Raw genomic sequence first — 16,394 nt, forward strand, 5'->3', positions numbered from 1 at the left:
TGGGCGGCATTTTTTTCGCCCCTATGTGCTGGATGTGCACGCCCCTTGCATCACAAAGCCACGCTTTGCGAAACTTTTTTGTTATATGTTAAGTAGCTCATAAAGCGGGCGCATTGGATGTGTTAAAACCTGAGGCAAGGTCGAAGGAAGCCTACTGCTGACTGGGGCCATTGGCAGATTGCCAATGGGAATAACTAATTGCATTGCGGTCTGACGAATGGCCTATAATTGACCGCGCCGGGAACGAACGCCCGTGCATTTAATTCTCACAAGGAATATGTATGCTTTATCACTTGCACGAGATGCAACGCTCATTCCTGACACCGCTGATACAGTGGGCAGACGCGTCTTCCAAACTGTTTACGAACCCGGTCTCCCCGCTGGCGCACACCCCGTTCTCGCAGCGCATCGCCGCTGGCTACGAGCTGATGTACCGCCTTGGCAAGGATTACGAAAAGCCGGAATTCGGCATCGACACGGTGACAATCGGCGAAGACACGTTCGGCATCCTCGAACGGACCGTGGCCACGCGCCCTTTCTGCAAGCTGCTGCACTTCAAGAAGGACCTGGGCGACGCGGCATTCGCCGCCCTCGACCAGCCCAAGGTGCTGGTGGTGGCGCCATTGTCCGGACACCACGCGACGCTGTTGCGCGATACCGTGTGCGGCCTGCTGCCGAAGCACGACGTCTACATCACCGACTGGACCGACGCGCGCATGGTGCCGCTGTCGGAAGGCGCATTCCACCTCGACGACTACATCTTCTACGTGCAGGACTTCATCCGCCAGCTGGCGCCTGAGCTGCACGTGATCTCGGTGTGCCAGCCGACCGTGCCGGTGCTGGCCGCGATCTCGCTGATGGCCACCGCCAAGGACCCGAAACTGCCGAAGACGATGACGATGATGGGCGGCCCGATCGATCCCCGCTGCTCGCCGACCGCGGTCAACGACCTGGCGATCGAAAAGAGCTTCTCGTGGTTCGAGAACACGGTGATCTACTCGGTGCCGGGCAACTACCCCGCCGTGGGCCGCCGCGTGTACCCGGGCTTCCTGCAGCATGCCGGCTTCATCGCGATGAATCCGGGCCGCCACGCGCAGAGCCACCGCGAGTTCTACAACCACCTGGTGGCGGGCGACGACGAGCCGGCCGAAAGCCACCGCCAGTTCTACAACGAGTACAACGCGGTGCTCGACATGCCGGCCGAGTACTACCTCGACACGGTCAAGACCGTGTTCCAGGAATTCGCCCTGCCGCGCGGCACCTGGGAAGTCGGCGGCCAGCTGGTGCGTCCGCAGGACATCACCACGGTGGCGCTGTTCACGATCGAAGGTGAGCTCGATGATATCTCCGGCGCCGGCCAGACCCAGGCCGCGCACGACCTGTGCTCGGGCATCCCGGCCGGCATGAAACAGGACTTCGTGGCCGAGAAGGCCGGCCACTACGGCATCTTCTCCGGCCGCCGCTGGCGCGACGTGATCTGCCCGAAGATCGGCGAGTTCATCCGCAAGCACGGCTGACCGCATCCACCTCAATCGAAAAAAATGCCGCTGAGCGGCATTTTTCATTTCAGGGCTGCGCCGATGGCGGCGTGCCAGCGCGGCACCGGCGAGGCCGGTCCCCATCAGGCCCAGGGTAAAACGGCTCCGGGACGGTGCCGTTGGTCACAACGGCCAGTGTCTGCGGGCCGCTTGCGCAATCAGTTCTTGCGGCGGCTCGCGAAGCCCAGACCTGCCAGGCCGATGCCCATCAGGCCCAGCGTGAAAGGCTCCGGCACCCGGCCGCCATCGACTGGCGTTATCACTGCCGGCTCGTACGCAAGCGACGAGCGCAGGAAGGTATAGTCACCGCCCGGGTTGGTGCCCATCGTGACGTCGATGAGTCCGTCAAGCATCAGGTCAGCAAGCGACGTGCCGTTCAGCGGAATGTCGACGCGCGTTTCGGAACCATTGCCGTTGCTGACATCGTTGTTTCCACCAGGCGTGAACAACTGGTTACCAATACCGATCGTCACGTTCACGATTTCGCTTCCCCTGTTTGGATCGTTAAGCCAGACCGACAGGATCGCGCCGGCGATATTGCCGCCGGCAAAGTAACCGTGATCGAGGATGTCATGCCTGTAACCATATGGCGCAGCGAACGTTACTGCAGTGGCAACCCCTGCGGTATCGAGGATAGGCGCTGCGGATGCGCTGCTGGCTGCGGCGCACATGGCCAGAGCGACTGCGACTGTTCTGAAGGCTTTCATAGGACCCCTTGTTATATGGACACGGACTGCGTTAGATTAAATGCAACATTCGTGCCAGCAACAATCAAACTCAACAATTCAATGCCTTAGGTATGCAGGGCTTGATATTTCTCCAAAAGATGTAAAGTTTTCCGACAGAATTTTTGCGCTTTTTAATATCAAAATGACAATCGTGCATATTCCCGGCGCGGCCTGCTGCCGAACCACGACGTCTACATCACCGACTGGACCGACGCGCGCATGGTGCGCCCGCGCACTCGCCCTGTTGCTCCTTGGCCTTGCTGGCCTCGGTACCACCCAACGCAAGTCCCGCAAGGCATAGCCGGCATCCCTGGGAAGTTGACGGCGGCCTGCGGGCCGCCGTTGTTGAACGCCCGGCGCCACGACATATCCAGCTTCACGCAGGCGAACGCGGTTTCGAAGCCGGGAGTAGCCAACACCGAAAGCCTTGTGCGAAAAGGCCACTGTTGGCGGATAATATCGCTTTACCTCCCATTATCCCGCCGTGACCAAGTCCCTCGCCGACCAGGTCGAAGACCTTCTGCCGCAAACCCAGTGCACCAAGTGCGGCTATGACGGCTGCCGTCCCTACGCCGAGGCGATCGCCGCCGGCGCGGCAGGGATCAACCAGTGCCCGCCGGGCGGCATCGAAGGCGTGGCGCGGCTGGCGCGTTTGCTGGACCGTCCCGTCATCCCGATCAACCCGGCCAACGGCATCGAGCGCCCACGCCCGGTCGCCTTCATCGACGAGGCCCTCTGCATCGGCTGCACGCTGTGCATCCAGGCCTGTCCGGTGGACGCCATTCTCGGCGCCACCAAGCAGATGCACACCATCCTGCCCAGCCTGTGCACCGGCTGCGACCTGTGCGTGGCGCCCTGCCCGGTCGACTGCATCGTCCTGATGCCGGTAACGGGCGAACGTACCGGCTGGGCCGCGTGGTCGCAGCAGCAGGCCGACGCGGCACGCTCGCGCCACGATTTCCGCGCGCTGCGGCTGGCGCGAGAGAAGGCCGAGAACGATGCGCGGCTGGCCGCCAAGGCCGCCGAGAAGCTGAAGGCGGTGACGCTTGAGGCCACCAACACCCCGGAAGAACTGGCCGAGAAGGAGCGCAAGCGCGCCATCATCGCGGCCGCAATGGAACGCGCGCGCCTGAAGGCGGCAGAACAAACGAAACCCGACCAATGAATGCAGCAAAACGCCACGAAATCTTCAGCCGCCTGCGCGCCGCCAACCCGAGTCCCAAGACCGAGCTCGAATACAGCACCCCGTTCGAGCTGCTGATCGCGGTGCTGCTGTCGGCGCAGTCGACCGACGTCGGTGTCAACAAGGCCACCCGCAAGCTGTACCCGGTGGCCAATACGCCGCAGGCGATCCTCGACATGGGCGAGGACGAGCTGAAGACCTATATCGCCACCATCGGCCTGTATCACACCAAGGCGAAGAACGTGATCGCCACCTGCCGCATGCTGGTGGAGCAGCACGGCGGCGAGGTGCCGCGCACGCGCGAGGAACTGGTGGCGCTGCCGGGCGTCGGCCGCAAGACCGCCAACGTGGTGCTCAACACCGCCTTCGGTGAAGCGGCCATGGCGGTCGATACCCACATCTTCCGCGTGTCCAACCGCACCGGCATCGCGCCCGGCAAGAACGTCGACGAAGTCGAGCGAAAACTGATGAAGTTCGTGCCGAAGGAATTCCTGCTCGACGGCCACCACTGGCTGATCCTGCCGGCCGCTAACCTGCCTGGCACGCAAGCGCTGTGCTGGAACTGCATGATGCCGACTGTGCGAATATAAGGCCCAAAGACGCCCGCGCCGGCGGGGCTTGCAGCCTGGCCGATCAGCGCTGGAGGCTGGCTGACATGATAATGCGTTACCGCAGGAGAAAGTTCATGCGGACGACGCATGGGCTGTGGCGGTACTGGGAATCCTGTCCCCGGCAAGCGAGATCGTCCGGACCCGTGACCCGGCCAATTATCGAGGCAGGCGACTTCGCCATCGATGTGGGCGGCATCTGGGATCCGGCAAGCGGCCGTTTCGACCATCACCAGAAGGGTTTCGATGGCGCGCGCCAGTCCGGCGTGCCCTATGCGAGCGCGGGACTGGTATGGAAGGAGCATGGCGGCCGCTGTGTCGAAGCGCTGGCCGAAGCGCATGCCGGCCAGCGCCTGTCCGCAGACGCGGCCCAGCAGATCGCCTATGCCATCGACGCCGATATCGTCCAGTACCTGGACTTGTCCGACGTCGGCGCCGCGAAGAATGCGCCGGGCGGATACGGCCTGTCCGCGGTCATCTCCGGATTCAATCCAAACTGGATGGACGAACAGCGGCTGGGATATGGGGAAGCCGCGGAGGCCTACAGGCTGGGCCAGTTCAAGCGGGCAATGGAAGTCCTGGCCGACATCATGGCCAATGCGGTCAAGTACCGCGTCGGGGCGCTGCTTGCGCTCGAACAGGTAAGGCAGGCGGAACTGCTGGAGGATGGCAAGGTGCTGTTCCTGAAGAACGCCGCGCTGCCATGGTCTGCCGTGGTGCGCAAGGAGATGCCGAAGGTGCTGTTCGTGATCAGCCACAGCATCAGCGAACAACGCTACATGCTGCACACGGTTCCGGCCGATCCGGATACCTTCGACGCCCGTGCCGATCTTCCCGAGGCGTGGGCCGGGCTGCGCGACGCGGAACTGGCCGCCGTGACGGGCGTGGCCGATGCGACGTTCTGCCACAACGGCAGGTTCATCGCGGCCGCCAGGTCGTTCGACGGCGTGCGCGCGATGGCGAAGCTGGCATTGCAGGCGGTGGAGCCTGCGGGCGCTAGCAGCGCGCCCGCGCCCTGAAGCTTACTCAGGTCGGCGTATCGATCGCATCCCAGCCCGCGTGCTGGAAGCGTACCAGCCAGTTCAGCGCATGGTGGCGCTCCATCACCACGTCCGCATCCACTCCCGCAGGCTCGCCTTGCTTCTTGAGCCGCGCCTGACGGATGGCCCAGTGCAGGCGGTAAGTCAGATCGAGCGCGTCGAGGATATCGCTGCTGCCGCGCACCTCAGGGCCGCGCATCTCGATCAGCTTCGCCGCGGTGCCTGCCGCGTCGCACTGCGAGCCCGGGAACGGCAGTTCGCCGGCGAGTCCCAGTACCCATTCGAGCACATTCAGGCTTTCGTAGCGCCAGATGAATTGCGCGCATTCCTGCTGCGATGGCGCTTCTTTGGCGAGGAACGCCTTCTCGTTGGGCGACAGGCTGTCGTCCGCCAGCGGCATCTTTGACAGCAGCATCTCGACGCCCATCGGCTGGCCGGACGCGACCGATTCGGCGCGCAATGCGACCAGCAGCAGCGCCCTGGCACGCCCGATGATCTCGTCCCGGCTGCGCAGCACCAGCTCATCCTCGCAGACCAGCGGCGGCAGGGTCGCGGGAACGTCGATGCCGCGTGCCGCCAGCAGCGCTTCGGTCGCCGCCTTGCGCGCCCAGGCGCGCTCAGGATGCGGAACGCGCGCCTGCGCATCCGGCTTTCCGTCGGCAGCGCCGACCAGCACATGTCCGTCGGGGTCGAGCACGGCGCCATCCTGCGTGAACAGCAGCGCGTTGGCTTGCCTGGCCCACGCATGCAGCGCCGCGACATCCGCCGCCCCGACGCCGATGCTCACATGGTGCTGCACGCGCTGCAGGTGCAGGATCACGTGGTACTTCGATTGCGACATCTGCCCGTCGCCGCGCTCGAACACATAGCCACAGAGGCTATTGACCTGGTCCAGCAGCCCGGGGTCCGACAGATCGCGGCGCGCGTGCAGGATGTGCGCGAACGACGGCTGCGGTATCTCGGCGCGGCTGCAGTACGCGTTGAACAGGATGGTGTCGCCGCTGGGGGCTTCGGGAAGCGTAGGCTGTTTGTCGGCTGCGAAGAGGCTTTTGAGTTTTTCGAACATCGTCAGAGGAGAACCAGGTTGTCGCGGTGGATGAGCTCGGGGCCTTCCATATACCCCAGCACTTTTTCGATATCGCCCGACGGCCTGCGAACGATGCGGCGCGCTTCCGCGCTGGTGTAGTTGGTCAGCCCGCGCGCAATGGCCGTGCCATCTTCGCCGATGCAGGTCACCACGGCGCCGCGCCCGAATTCGCCGCGCACCTCCAGCACGCCGATCGGCAGCAGCGACTTGCCTTCGCGCGTCAGCTTGGCCACCGCGCCGGCATCGATCACCACCGTTCCGCCAGTCTGCAGGTGATCCACCATCCACTGCTTGCGCGCGGTGGTGCGCCCGGTCTGCGCTAGCAGCTGGGTGCCGATCGCCTCGCCGTTTGCCAGCCGGGTCAGGACATCGTCCTCGCGTCCCCATGCGATCACGGTGTCGGCGCCCGAGCGGGCGGCGCGCTTCGCTGCCAGGATCTTGGTCAGCATGCCGCCGCGGCCGAGGCTGCTGCCGGCGCCGCCAGCCATCGCTTCCAGCGCAAGGTCGCCGGCCTTGCCTTCGGCGATCAGCACGGCCGCCGGGTCCTTGCGCGGGTCGGCGCTGTACAAGCCCTTCTGGTCGGTCAGGATCACCAGCGCATCGGCTTCGATCAGGTTGGCCACCAGCGCGCCCAGCGTGTCGTTGTCGCCGAACTTGATCTCGTCGGTGACCACGGTGTCGTTCTCGTTGATGATCGGGACCACGCCGAAGCGCAGCAAGGTGGTGAGGGTGGAACGCGCGTTGAGGTAGCGTTCGCGGTCGGCCAGGTCGGCGTGCGTCAGCAGCACCTGGGCGGTGCCGAGGCCGTGCGCGCGGAAGCTGGTCTCGTAGATCTGCGCGAGGCCCATCTGGCCGACGGCGGCACAGGCCTGCAGTTCGTGGACGTCGGTGGGGCGCTTGTCGAAGCCCAGGCGCAGCATGCCTTCGGCGATGGCGCCGGAGCTGACCAGCACGACTTGCTTGCCGAGCGCGCGCAGCGCGGAGATCTGGGACGCCCAGCGGGCGATGGCGGTGTGATCGAGGCCGCGGCCATCGTTGGTGACCAGCGAGGACCCGACCTTGATGATGATGCGGTCAGCTTTTTGTATGACGGAGTTCATCGGCGCGCTTTTCGACTGTGGGCGGGCGCAGCGCCAGCAGCCCGAGGCCACCCAGCAGCTCCAACCCGCAAACGACTAACAAAAATCCCTGGGGCAGTCCGATCGCGAGCGCCGCAACGAAGCGGCCCGCCGGCTGCGCCAGGAGGAGCAATGCTGTGATATCGCCGAGGAGTGGCTGGTCGCCGTGCCTTGCGGCCAACAGTGCCAGGCCTGCGGTAGCGAGCCTGACGCCGACATAGATGGCGTAGAACTGGCTGTAGCCGTTCACGCCAACGAGCAGCATACCCATGCTGGACGCCACACGGTCCGGGTCGAGCATGGCCGCAAGCGCGGCCAGCGAACTGGCGATGGCGATGAGCTTGAGCAGCGCGATGCGCTGCCGCGCCCAGAACATGGATACTGCCAATTTTAATCCAGGATCTTGAAGCGTGGATCGTCCGGATCGATGGAGGCGATGCCGCGTGCTTCTTCGGTCATCTGCGTTTCTTCGGCACGGTGCTCGGTGTTGCGCTTTTCCTCGAGGTGCAGGTAGATGGCGTTGACCAGGTCCTGGCAGCCGTCGCGGTTCAGCGCGGAGATCTCGAACACGGGGCCTTTCCAGGCCATGCGCTTGACGAAGTCCTTGACCCGCTTCTTGCGCTCTTCCTCGGGAATCACGTCCAGCTTGTTGAGCACCAGCCAGCGCGGCTTGTCGACCAGCGAGACATCGTACTTTTCCAGTTCCTTGACCAGCGCCTTGGCTTCCTTGACCGGGTCGACATTGGTCTCGAACGGGGCCAGGTCGACGATGTGCAGCAGCAGGCCGGTGCGCTGCAGGTGGCGCAGGAACTGGTGGCCGAGGCCCGCGCCTTCCGACGCGCCTTCGATCAGGCCCGGTATGTCGGCGATGACGAAGCTCTTCTCGTGCGACACGCGCACGACGCCGAGGTTCGGGTGCAGGGTGGTGAACGGGTAGTCGGCGATCTTCGGCTTGGCGTTGGACACGGCCGTGATGAAGGTCGACTTGCCGGCGTTCGGCATTCCCAGCAGGCCGACGTCGGCCAGCACCTTCAGCTCCAGGCGCAGCTCGCGCCGTTCGCCTTCCTTGCCTTCGGACTTCTGGCGCGGCGCGCGGTTGGTCGAGGACTTGAAGTGGATGTTGCCCCAGCCGCCCTCGCCGCCCTTGGCCAGCAATTCCATCTGGCCGTGTTCGGTCAGGTCGGCGATGATCTCGCCGTTGTTGTTATCGACGATGAGCGTGCCGACCGGCATGCGCAGGTGGATGTCGTCCGCGCCCTTGCCGTAGCAGTCCGAGCCGCGGCCGGGTTCGCCGTCCTTCGCCTTGTGCATTTTGGAGTAGCGGAAATCCACCAGGGTATTGATGTTGCGGTCCGCAACCGCCCAGATGGAGCCGCCTTTGCCGCCGTCGCCGCCGTCAGGGCCGCCGAACGGACGGAACTTCTCGCGACAGAACGAGGCGCAGCCATTCCCGCCGTCGCCGGCGATGACTTCGATTTTTGCTTCGTCGATAAACTTCATGATTTTGCCGCCATAAAACTAAAAAGGCTCTACCGTGGGCAGAGCCTTTCGATTGAAGGCTTGCGCCTTACAAGTGTGCGCCGCGAACGGCGCGAGCGCGTAATTACGCTGCTGCGGCTTCCGCTGCAACCACGGTCACGAACTGCTTCGAGCCGATGCCCTTCTTGACGAACTTCACCGTGCCGTCGACCAGCGCGAACAGGGTGTGGTCCTTGCCGGTACCGACGTTCGTGCCTGCACGAACCGGGGTGCCGCGCTGGCGAATGATGATGCCGCCTGCGTTGATAGCCTGGCCGCCGTAAACCTTAACGCCAAGGCGCTTTGATTCGGAATCGCGGCCGTTGCGGGTAGTACCGCCGCCTTTTTTGTGTGCCATTTAGTGCTCCTTGATAGCTGGATTAACCGGGCGGCGAACCGCCTGGCAAACGGCGATTAGCCGTTGATCGATACGATTTGGATTTCGGTGAAATTCTGGCGATGGCCCTGATGCTTCTGGTAGTGCTTACGACGACGCATCTTGAAAATCTTCACTTTATCGTGACGACCGTGTGCCACAACAGTTACCAGTACCTTAGCACCTTCGACCAATGGCGCACCAAACTTGATGGTGTCGCCCGCGCCTACTGCGAGAACTTGATCGATGGTGATTTCGGAACCAATGTCTGCCGGTATCTGTTCTACTTTAAGTTTTTCGCCAGCGACAACTTTGTATTGTTTGCCACCGGTTTTTATGACCGCGTACATGATTTGAAACCTCATCAAATGTTAGAAAGTTTCCCTGGCCGTAAGCCGGGGAACCGCAAATTATACACGCGATACGATTTCACGTCAAAAGGCGTGCACAAGCGCTGCAGTTCGTGGTATGTCAACAACTTTCCGCTCTTACCCGGGCGCGGACCCGGCAGTGGGCGTTGGGACGGCCCGGCGTGCTTGTCGTATAATCCCCACACCTAACGTCCAATGCAGGTCCGCCTTGTCCGCCGCTACCCCAAACGCACAACAAAACAACATCGCTCAATCAATCGCCCCAGACATGGAGGCGGTCAACAAGGTGATCCGCGAACGCCTGCATTCCGAGGTCACCCTGGTGAACCAGATTGCGGAGTACATCATCAGCGCCGGCGGCAAGCGCATCCGGCCGGTGCTGGTGCTCCTGATTGCCAACGCCTACGGCTACCGCGGGACCGCGCACCATGAGCTGGCGGCCGTCGTCGAGTTCATCCATACCGCCACCCTGCTGCATGACGACGTGGTCGACGAATCGTCGATGCGCCGCGGCCGCCAGACCGCCAACGCGCTGTTCGGCAACGCCGCTTCGGTGCTGGTGGGCGACTTCCTGTACTCGCGCTCGTTCCAGATGATGGTCGGCCTGGACAATATGCGCGTGATGCAGATCCTGTCGGACGCTACCAACGTGATCGCCGAAGGCGAAGTGCTGCAGCTGCTGAACATGCACGACCCGGACGTGACCCAGGAAAGTTACCTCAAGGTCATCCGCTCGAAGACGGCCAAGCTGTTCGAAGCGGCGGCCCAGCTGGGCGCGCTGGTGTCGGGCGCCACTGACGAGCAGATCGATGCGGCCGGCGAATACGGCCGCTCGCTCGGCACCGCCTTCCAGCTGATCGACGACGTGCTCGACTATGCAGGCGACGCCACCGAAATCGGCAAGAACGTGGGCGACGACCTGCGCGAAGGCAAGCCTACCCTGCCGCTCATCTATTTAATGGAGAACGGCACCGAGGAACAGCGCCAGCTGGTACGCAGCTGCATCGAGCAGGGCGACGAACAGCATTTCGACGCGATCCTGGCCGCCGTGACCAGCAGCGGCGCGCTCGACTACACCCGCCGCGAAGCGGAAACGGCCGCGCGCCGCGCCGCCGAAGCGGTCGCCGGCCTGCCCGACAGCGTCTTCAAGCAAAGCCTGCTCCAGCTCTGCACGTTCGCGGTTGACAGGACCCACTAGCGTTAATAAAATTGACACGTTTCAGATCAGAATAATCTACTACCCGTCGGGGTGTGGCTCAGCCTGGTAGAGCGCTGCGTTCGGGACGCAGAGGCCGGAGGTTCGAATCCTCTCACCCCGACCAAAAACCCTTTACCTAAAGGGTTTCTCCAAATATTGCGGACCTTTTAGTACTACAGTTTCCTCTGTAGTACAAACGTTAGGTCAGCGCTTGCGGCTCCCTTAGATTTAGGTCCCAAGCTGGCCTAACATCTTCAACCGCAATTATGAAAATAACAACAAAATGAATTCAAACGCGGCAGCGCCGCATCTTGCGACCAAAAGGGCGCCGAAGCAGCCCATCTAAGTGGCAAACCTCTGTGGGCAATAAAGCTAGGGGGCAACCAGCTCGGCGAGCTTAGCCGCGACATTTGCCATCGTATCTTCTGCAGTGTTCAGGCCGCTTCTCGAGCCGAGCAGGGGACTGACTTCGCGGAGAGCTTCATACGTCGTGTCGTGCACGATGGGAACGAGCAGGTCACGCGCCAGGAGCGCCGAAAGCTCTTTGTCGGCGATGCCCTCTCCTCGGACTCGGCTCAGTAGCGCGGGGGTAACCAGCACGATCCCGACTCGCGACTTCGCCAGCCCCTTGTCGATTTCGCGGAGCAACGGCGTGCCGAGAGCGACGTCCTTCTCGCTGAACCAAACCGAGACACCGAGCGACTCAAGTAGATCATGCAGCTCCCTGGCGGCCCCTTTCCGGTCGTCCCACGCGTGGCAAAGAAAGACATCCCGAAGATCGGGCACGGACGCTCGCTTCTCGACGTTTTCGCGGACCGGCGTGAGCGTTCGCACCTCGGCAGGCGTGTACACCACGGACGAATCTGCTCGCGACCAGCGCGGCCTTCCGCTGCTGCCGGACCCGCCGACGTTGCTCCGGCCGCCCCCGTTGCTCCCCGGCGAGGGGTAGGATGAGGGATAGGACGAGGGCGAATATGAGTATGACCCGTAGCCTCTAGAGCGGCTACTACATGCGGGACAGGCCGCTGCCGCGCTCGCTGTGCGATGTCCGTTTACTGGTGCTGTGCACCTGGCCATGTCGTAATCCTTCCATTTGTTATCGCTCGTTCAAGTAGCGAAGCACTCTAACCTCGGTACAGGAGGCCGAAAATGGCCGAACTCGGCCGATGCCGCTAAGGATAGCATGTTGCCAATCTGGAAAATACGCAAAATCCCACACGGCTTGTAAGCACGGGGGGCAGCTAGACATCTGCGTCAAAGCGAAGATGTTCGCTCTCACCTATGTCCCAAACATCACCACCCCAATGTCGTTTGAACCGACAGTCATGTACCGACAATCCTTAAATTGACGAAAGGAGTAGGTATCGTGAGATATTCAGAATTGGCAGAGGCGACAAATGCTGCCGAGAAGCAACGCATCGATGCTTAGAAGAAGCAAGCAGACTTGCAAATGCAGGCTGCCAACAAGGCCAAACAGATAGAGCTATCATTAAAGCAATAACAGACTGCCGATACGCTCAAAAAACTGAGCGCCAGCAAGCCTTAGAAATTATTGCTTTCCATACTAGTAATAGACTGTAGTACCGACTGTAGTACTAAATGTCAAATACCCTTTGAAATAACGGAAGCTTTCCGAATACGCATTCTTCGGGACGCAGAGGCCGGAGATTCGAATCCTCTCACCCCGACCAGTAATTCCCTTTCCGCTTTGTCTCCCCACTTTTCCCAGGCGTAACTGTTCAGCCTGAATGACCAAAGCAATCCGCGTCATTCGCATCGGTGAAAGCGATGTCGCCTGGTTCGGCCTCCGCAATGCATTCCCACAGCCCGTCTTGATGCAGCGCGATCGAGTCTGCATTTCGCAAGTAGAACTCATCGGAATGCAGGCCGTCGATCAGGACCGGACGACGCACGCGCTTTTGTTTTCCGTTGATGAAGATAGTCATGAACTGCGCCTTCTCCCTCTTCTGGGCGGCGGTCAGTTTGCGCTTCGGTTTGGCCATGGGATTGATTGCGATTGCTGACTGTTCGGCCGCTACGCAGCTGGCATGATCGGATCGCCAGCAAATGCGCGGCGCAGCACTTCCAACATGCTGTATCCCTGTTTGCGTAGCGTGTCGAGGCAGGAGCGAATGATGCAGAAATTGTCGGCGCCAGCAATGGTGCGGAAGCAGCCCGATATTTTTTGCTTGACCTTGGGCATGCGGACGGCCCGTTCGGCAATATTGTTGGAGAACGGAACGGTCGGATCGGCGATGAAGCGCAAGATGGCGTCGGCGTGCAGCCGGAAGCGGCGCAGCAGGTTGTGGGCGTCGGACTGTTTGCAGCGACCGGATTTTCCGTCGGGCTTGAGTTGGGGAGGGTTCAGTTGTTCGCCTTGGCGCACGATGTCGTTGTAGACGGTGGTGAAGGCGGCGATGGCATCGGCATCAAATGGCCGGCCCTGCTGTCGCGCCGCCGCGCTCAGTCGTTGGGCGTTGAGCAGCAGTTCCGTCATGGCGGTCGGCCATTGCTGGCCAGTCACTTCCTGCGCATACACCAGTTCTCGAAGGAGATGGGCATTGCACAAGGCATGCAGGCCATCGTCGAGTTTCCAGTATGGGGCCCAGCAATCATGCACCAGAACGCCGATGCGTTTGGGGAGAATGCCATGCGCGACGATGGCGTCCAAGCCGCGCTTTGCGTGCATGCCATACCAGGTCAGTTCCGCCGTGGCCGCCACATGCATCCAGTGCAGTTTGCCGTCGACGCGCAAGCCCGATTCGTCGGCGCACAGCACTGGCGCGTGGTGCAATTGCCGCGCTATCAGGTCGGCTGTGCCCTGCAGGGCCAGGCTCGCTTCGCCAACCCAGGCAAGCAGGGTTGCCGGCGACACAGACAAGCCCGTCATCTCGCCAATCAACTCGGCGGCGCGGGCATATGGCAGCATCTGGCCCTGGGTCAGATGCACCCCCAGTGCGCGCACGTTCGGGCCGTATTGCGCGAGGTCGCCGACCGCAGCGGGGAAGACGCTGTCGTGCCGCTGACCGCAGGCGCAGACCACCGTGTAGACACGGTGTTCCACCACCTCGAAACACATCGTCGGCACATCGAATACCTGACGGCGCTCCAGCACGTGCGCCTGTTCGAGCGCCAGCGCACTGTGGCAGCGGTTGCAATGCGACGGCGGAGGATGATCCTTCGTGCTGGTGGGCTCGGCCACCCGCTTGAGGGTACTGCCTTTATGGCCCGGCTGGCCGCCAACCGCCTTGCCCGACTTGCCGCGCAAGGAACTGGTCTTCTGCTTCTTGGCCAGTCCATCCGAGGATGGTGGCTTGCTCGAATTCTGGCTGTTCATGCCCAGCTTTGCTTCGACCGCATCCAAGCGCGAAAACAGCGCGTCGATGAGTCTGTCCTTGTCCTGATGGGACAACTGCGTGAGGTCGGGACGGGGCGGTTTCGGTGGCATGACAACATGATGCGGCAACTGTACAAAGTTTACAACCGCTGATTGCTTCGGTCATTCAGGCTGAACAGTTACTCCCAGGCCACTCAGCGTGCGCTGTTGCGCCGGCGCGCGCAATTTTCGCCAGGGCGCGTCCGGCCGTTGCGGCCGCCTGCGTACAGGTCTATCGTATAAATACTTCAACCCGACCGACCGGGAGTCCGCGATGGCTAAATCACACTTTGGCGCTGTCGGGCGGCGGCTAGCCTGCGCTGTACTGTCCGTGGCACTGGTGCTGGCTGGCGTACAGCCGAAGCGGCCAAAGGCAGCAGCAGAGCGGCCATATTACCTACTATCCATCGGCAAATCCCTGGCATCACACCCGCCGTCAGCCCGGGCCGAGCGTATCCAAGCTATGTGCTTGATGGCGGCGGCCCCGATGTTTGACGAGGCATTCCCGCTGGATGATCAGTGCAGGCCGCGTTCGCGCCGGGCATCCGGCGGCGCCTGGTGGTGACCGCGCACGGCGATGGTCCGCCTACAATCCGTTATATCTTATTACAGCAGCGCAGCATTCCTCACAGCCCCGCAGAACATGCTGATGCTGGTCGGCGCGCCGCCCTGGCCTCAGCTCGTGTGCGAAACGCTGCGTAGTGCAAGCATCGCGGCAAGCGAACGATTCCGTTCGTCAACGCCTCGTCAGCAGGCCAATGCGTGTGGATCGCCGGCGGATTTACAGGCGACTACATCAACTCTCGATAGGGGCAGGCGCTGGCGGGCGACCCTCGATACGCTGATTGGCAACAAGGTTCCGGTCGGAGGAACCAGCGCGGGGCTGGCGGTACTGGGGCAATTCGACTTCGCAGCCCTGAACGGCTCGGTGACGTCAGCGCAGGCGCTGGGCAATCCGTACAACAGGTACATGACCCTCGATCCGGCGCCGCTGAGTAGCCCGGGCGGCTTCGTCACGCCGCCCGCGTTCGCCAATACAATCATGGATTCCCATCTCGACGCGCGCGACCGCATGGGTCGGCTGATCACTTTCGTGTCGCGGCTGGTCGTTCCGCATACAGGACCGGGTTCACAGCCATTAGGATGCGCCGGCGGCGTGCTCGGGAACAATGCGGCTCGCGGTATCGGACTGAATGTGGAGACCGCCCTGCTGGTCGAGTGGGATCCGGCCACGATGCGCTATATCGGACGCCGCGTCACCAACAATCCGGCGCCGGCCACCGAAAGTGCCGTCTACTTCGTCAGTGTCAGCCAGGGTCCGACCAGTTGCGTTGCTGGCAAGCCATTGGCGATCGGCGCTTCGGCGGTGCAAATCCGCAAGCTCGCCGATTCCAATACGGTGATCAACCTGTCCGACTGGTCATCCTTTCCGATCCACCGCTCGGTCGGCGTAATGTCGGGCGTGGTTTCGCCGAATCCGTATTGAGCGCAAATGGCGCGGCATGGCGCCCCGATATGTCAATAAAGTACTATCCATGCGGCAATCAAATACCGCATATTACTTTCCTTGATGACTGCATTTGCATTTTTCGCCAAGTTATACGCTATATGTATGGCGCACATCAGAAATCAAAATTTTATTTATGGCTCGGACTTCCTTATACTGCACTGCAACAACACAATGCACTCGAGGAGTTCCAGATGACTACCGCAACCTTCCACTCTGCCATCAACCTGCGTGACTACTTCACTGACGTCAGCCGTGCCGCGCGCGCCTTCGCCGCTGCCCTGTTCGCTGCCCAGGAACGTCAATATGTAGCGCAGGAAGTTGTCGACACTGAAACCGTGTCTGCCCGCAAGCTGCACCAGAGCCGCAAGCAACTGTTCGCCATGGCCCGCAGCTGCGAATACCATTCGCCATCGCTCGCGGCAGAACTGCGCAATCTGGCGTCGCGGGGTTAATCATGGAAATGCTCGGATTCCTTCCCGGCGCGATCGCCGCCGTCGCAATGGCCGCACGTATCGTGATGTTCTTCCGTCACGAGTACAAGGCCAGCAGCAAAGCGCCTGCATAAGGCTGCGTTCGCTGCAACGGCGAATGTGCACCGGCCGCCACGGCCGGTGCTGCACCACCTTTCCGGGACCTCGACCGGAATATCGCTCCCGATGCCTCGGGAACGCGCAGCATCCTTCCCCTCCCCGCTGTCATCCTGTCTTCGACGACCTATACGTATTAATGAGAATTCAATATTA

General features: G+C 62.0%; 17 protein-coding genes and 1 tRNA gene. 8 read left to right on the forward strand and 10 right to left on the reverse strand.

Translation table 11 applies throughout. The annotated features are described in order from the left end of the window. The first annotated feature begins 281 nt into the window (after positions 1–281). Positions 282–1,517: a polyhydroxyalkanoate depolymerase gene (locus D3872_RS01935; protein WP_119809227.1), complete on the forward strand. Its 1,236-nt coding sequence runs from the start codon at positions 282–284 to the stop codon at positions 1,515–1,517. A 179-nt stretch (positions 1,518–1,696) separates the two neighbouring features. Here D3872_RS01935 and D3872_RS01940 read toward each other — a convergent pair whose 3' ends face one another. Then, entirely contained in the window at positions 1,697–2,245 is a 549-nt protein-coding gene (locus tag D3872_RS01940) for a PEP-CTERM sorting domain-containing protein (RefSeq protein WP_119809228.1), read from the reverse strand. Between the two features lie 505 nt (positions 2,246–2,750). On the opposite strand from D3872_RS01940, the gene rsxB reads away from it, so the two are divergent. The 3 genes from rsxB (at position 2,751) to D3872_RS01955 (ending at position 5,076) form a co-directional block, all read left to right on the forward strand. Continuing rightward, positions 2,751–3,431 carry an electron transport complex subunit RsxB gene (gene rsxB / locus D3872_RS01945; protein ID WP_119809229.1) on the forward strand — a complete coding sequence of 227 codons (681 nt, stop codon included), beginning with the start codon at positions 2,751–2,753 and terminating at the stop codon, positions 3,429–3,431. Beyond that, a complete protein-coding gene (gene nth / locus D3872_RS01950; protein ID WP_119809230.1) occupies positions 3,428–4,039 on the forward strand; it encodes an endonuclease III in 612 nt (203 codons plus the stop codon). Before rsxB ends, nth begins: the two co-directional genes overlap by 4 nt. A gap of 164 nt (positions 4,040–4,203) precedes the next feature. Next, positions 4,204–5,076 (forward strand): MYG1 family protein, encoded by an 873-nt coding sequence (locus D3872_RS01955; protein ID WP_229459107.1) that lies wholly within the window; start codon positions 4,204–4,206, stop codon positions 5,074–5,076. Between the two features lie 7 nt (positions 5,077–5,083). On the opposite strand, the gene D3872_RS01960 is transcribed toward D3872_RS01955, so the two are convergent. From D3872_RS01960 to rplU, 6 genes are all read right to left on the reverse strand, one after another. Beyond that, on the reverse strand, positions 5,084–6,163 hold the full coding sequence (locus D3872_RS01960) for a DUF4272 domain-containing protein (protein WP_119809231.1): 1,080 nt from the start codon (positions 6,161–6,163) through the stop codon (positions 5,084–5,086). Between the two features lie 2 nt (positions 6,164–6,165). After that, on the reverse strand, positions 6,166–7,284 hold the full coding sequence (gene proB / locus D3872_RS01965; protein ID WP_119809232.1) for a glutamate 5-kinase: 1,119 nt from the start codon (positions 7,282–7,284) through the stop codon (positions 6,166–6,168). Continuing rightward, a complete protein-coding gene (locus D3872_RS01970) occupies positions 7,259–7,690 on the reverse strand; it encodes a DUF4345 family protein (protein ID WP_229459108.1) in 432 nt (143 codons plus the stop codon). Before D3872_RS01970 ends, proB begins: the two co-directional genes overlap by 26 nt. A 2-nt stretch (positions 7,691–7,692) precedes the next feature. After that, on the reverse strand, positions 7,693–8,802 hold the full coding sequence (gene obgE, locus D3872_RS01975) for a GTPase ObgE (RefSeq protein ID WP_119809234.1): 1,110 nt from the start codon (positions 8,800–8,802) through the stop codon (positions 7,693–7,695). A 103-nt stretch (positions 8,803–8,905) separates the two neighbouring features. After that, entirely contained in the window at positions 8,906–9,178 is a 273-nt protein-coding gene (rpmA, locus tag D3872_RS01980; RefSeq protein ID WP_119809235.1) for a 50S ribosomal protein L27, read from the reverse strand. 56 nt (positions 9,179–9,234) lie between these two features. Beyond that, the gene (rplU, locus tag D3872_RS01985; protein WP_026172134.1) at positions 9,235–9,546 is read right to left on the reverse strand and encodes a 50S ribosomal protein L21; all 312 of its coding nucleotides are present in this window, start codon (positions 9,544–9,546) and stop codon (positions 9,235–9,237) included. Positions 9,547–9,775: 229 nt separating this feature from the next. Between rplU and ispB the strand changes: the two genes are divergently transcribed. Continuing rightward, a complete protein-coding gene (ispB, locus tag D3872_RS01990; protein ID WP_119809236.1) occupies positions 9,776–10,765 on the forward strand; it encodes an octaprenyl diphosphate synthase in 990 nt (329 codons plus the stop codon). Positions 10,766–10,812: 47 nt separating this feature from the next. Further along, a tRNA-Pro gene (locus D3872_RS01995) sits at positions 10,813–10,889 on the forward strand. A gap of 248 nt (positions 10,890–11,137) precedes the next feature. Here the strand turns inward: D3872_RS01995 and D3872_RS02000 are convergent. The 3 genes from D3872_RS02000 to tnpC all read right to left on the reverse strand — a co-directional run bounded on the left by D3872_RS02000 (position 11,138) and on the right by tnpC (position 14,213). Then, positions 11,138–11,620 carry a toll/interleukin-1 receptor domain-containing protein gene (locus D3872_RS02000; RefSeq protein WP_229459110.1) on the reverse strand — a complete coding sequence of 161 codons (483 nt, stop codon included), beginning with the start codon at positions 11,618–11,620 and terminating at the stop codon, positions 11,138–11,140. An 884-nt stretch (positions 11,621–12,504) separates the two neighbouring features. After that, positions 12,505–12,768, reverse strand: a complete 264-nt coding sequence (locus D3872_RS02005; RefSeq protein ID WP_119809238.1) for a hypothetical protein — start codon at positions 12,766–12,768, stop codon at positions 12,505–12,507. 32 nt (positions 12,769–12,800) lie between these two features. After that, entirely contained in the window at positions 12,801–14,213 is a 1,413-nt protein-coding gene (tnpC, locus tag D3872_RS02010) for an IS66 family transposase (RefSeq protein ID WP_119809239.1), read from the reverse strand. Positions 14,214–14,784: 571 nt separating this feature from the next. Between tnpC and D3872_RS02015 the strand changes: the two genes are divergently transcribed. Further along, the gene (locus D3872_RS02015) at positions 14,785–15,627 is read left to right on the forward strand and encodes a type 1 glutamine amidotransferase family protein (RefSeq protein ID WP_147373761.1); all 843 of its coding nucleotides are present in this window, start codon (positions 14,785–14,787) and stop codon (positions 15,625–15,627) included. After that, complete coding sequence (locus D3872_RS25155; RefSeq protein WP_147373762.1) at positions 15,624–16,103, forward strand: hypothetical protein; 480 nt, start codon at positions 15,624–15,626, stop codon at positions 16,101–16,103. Before D3872_RS02015 ends, D3872_RS25155 begins: the two co-directional genes overlap by 4 nt. Positions 16,104–16,394: the final 291 nt, after the last annotated feature.

Source organism: Massilia cavernae, assembly GCF_003590855.1.
In the GTDB taxonomy this organism is placed as follows: domain Bacteria; phylum Pseudomonadota; class Gammaproteobacteria; order Burkholderiales; family Burkholderiaceae_D; genus Telluria_A; species Telluria_A cavernae.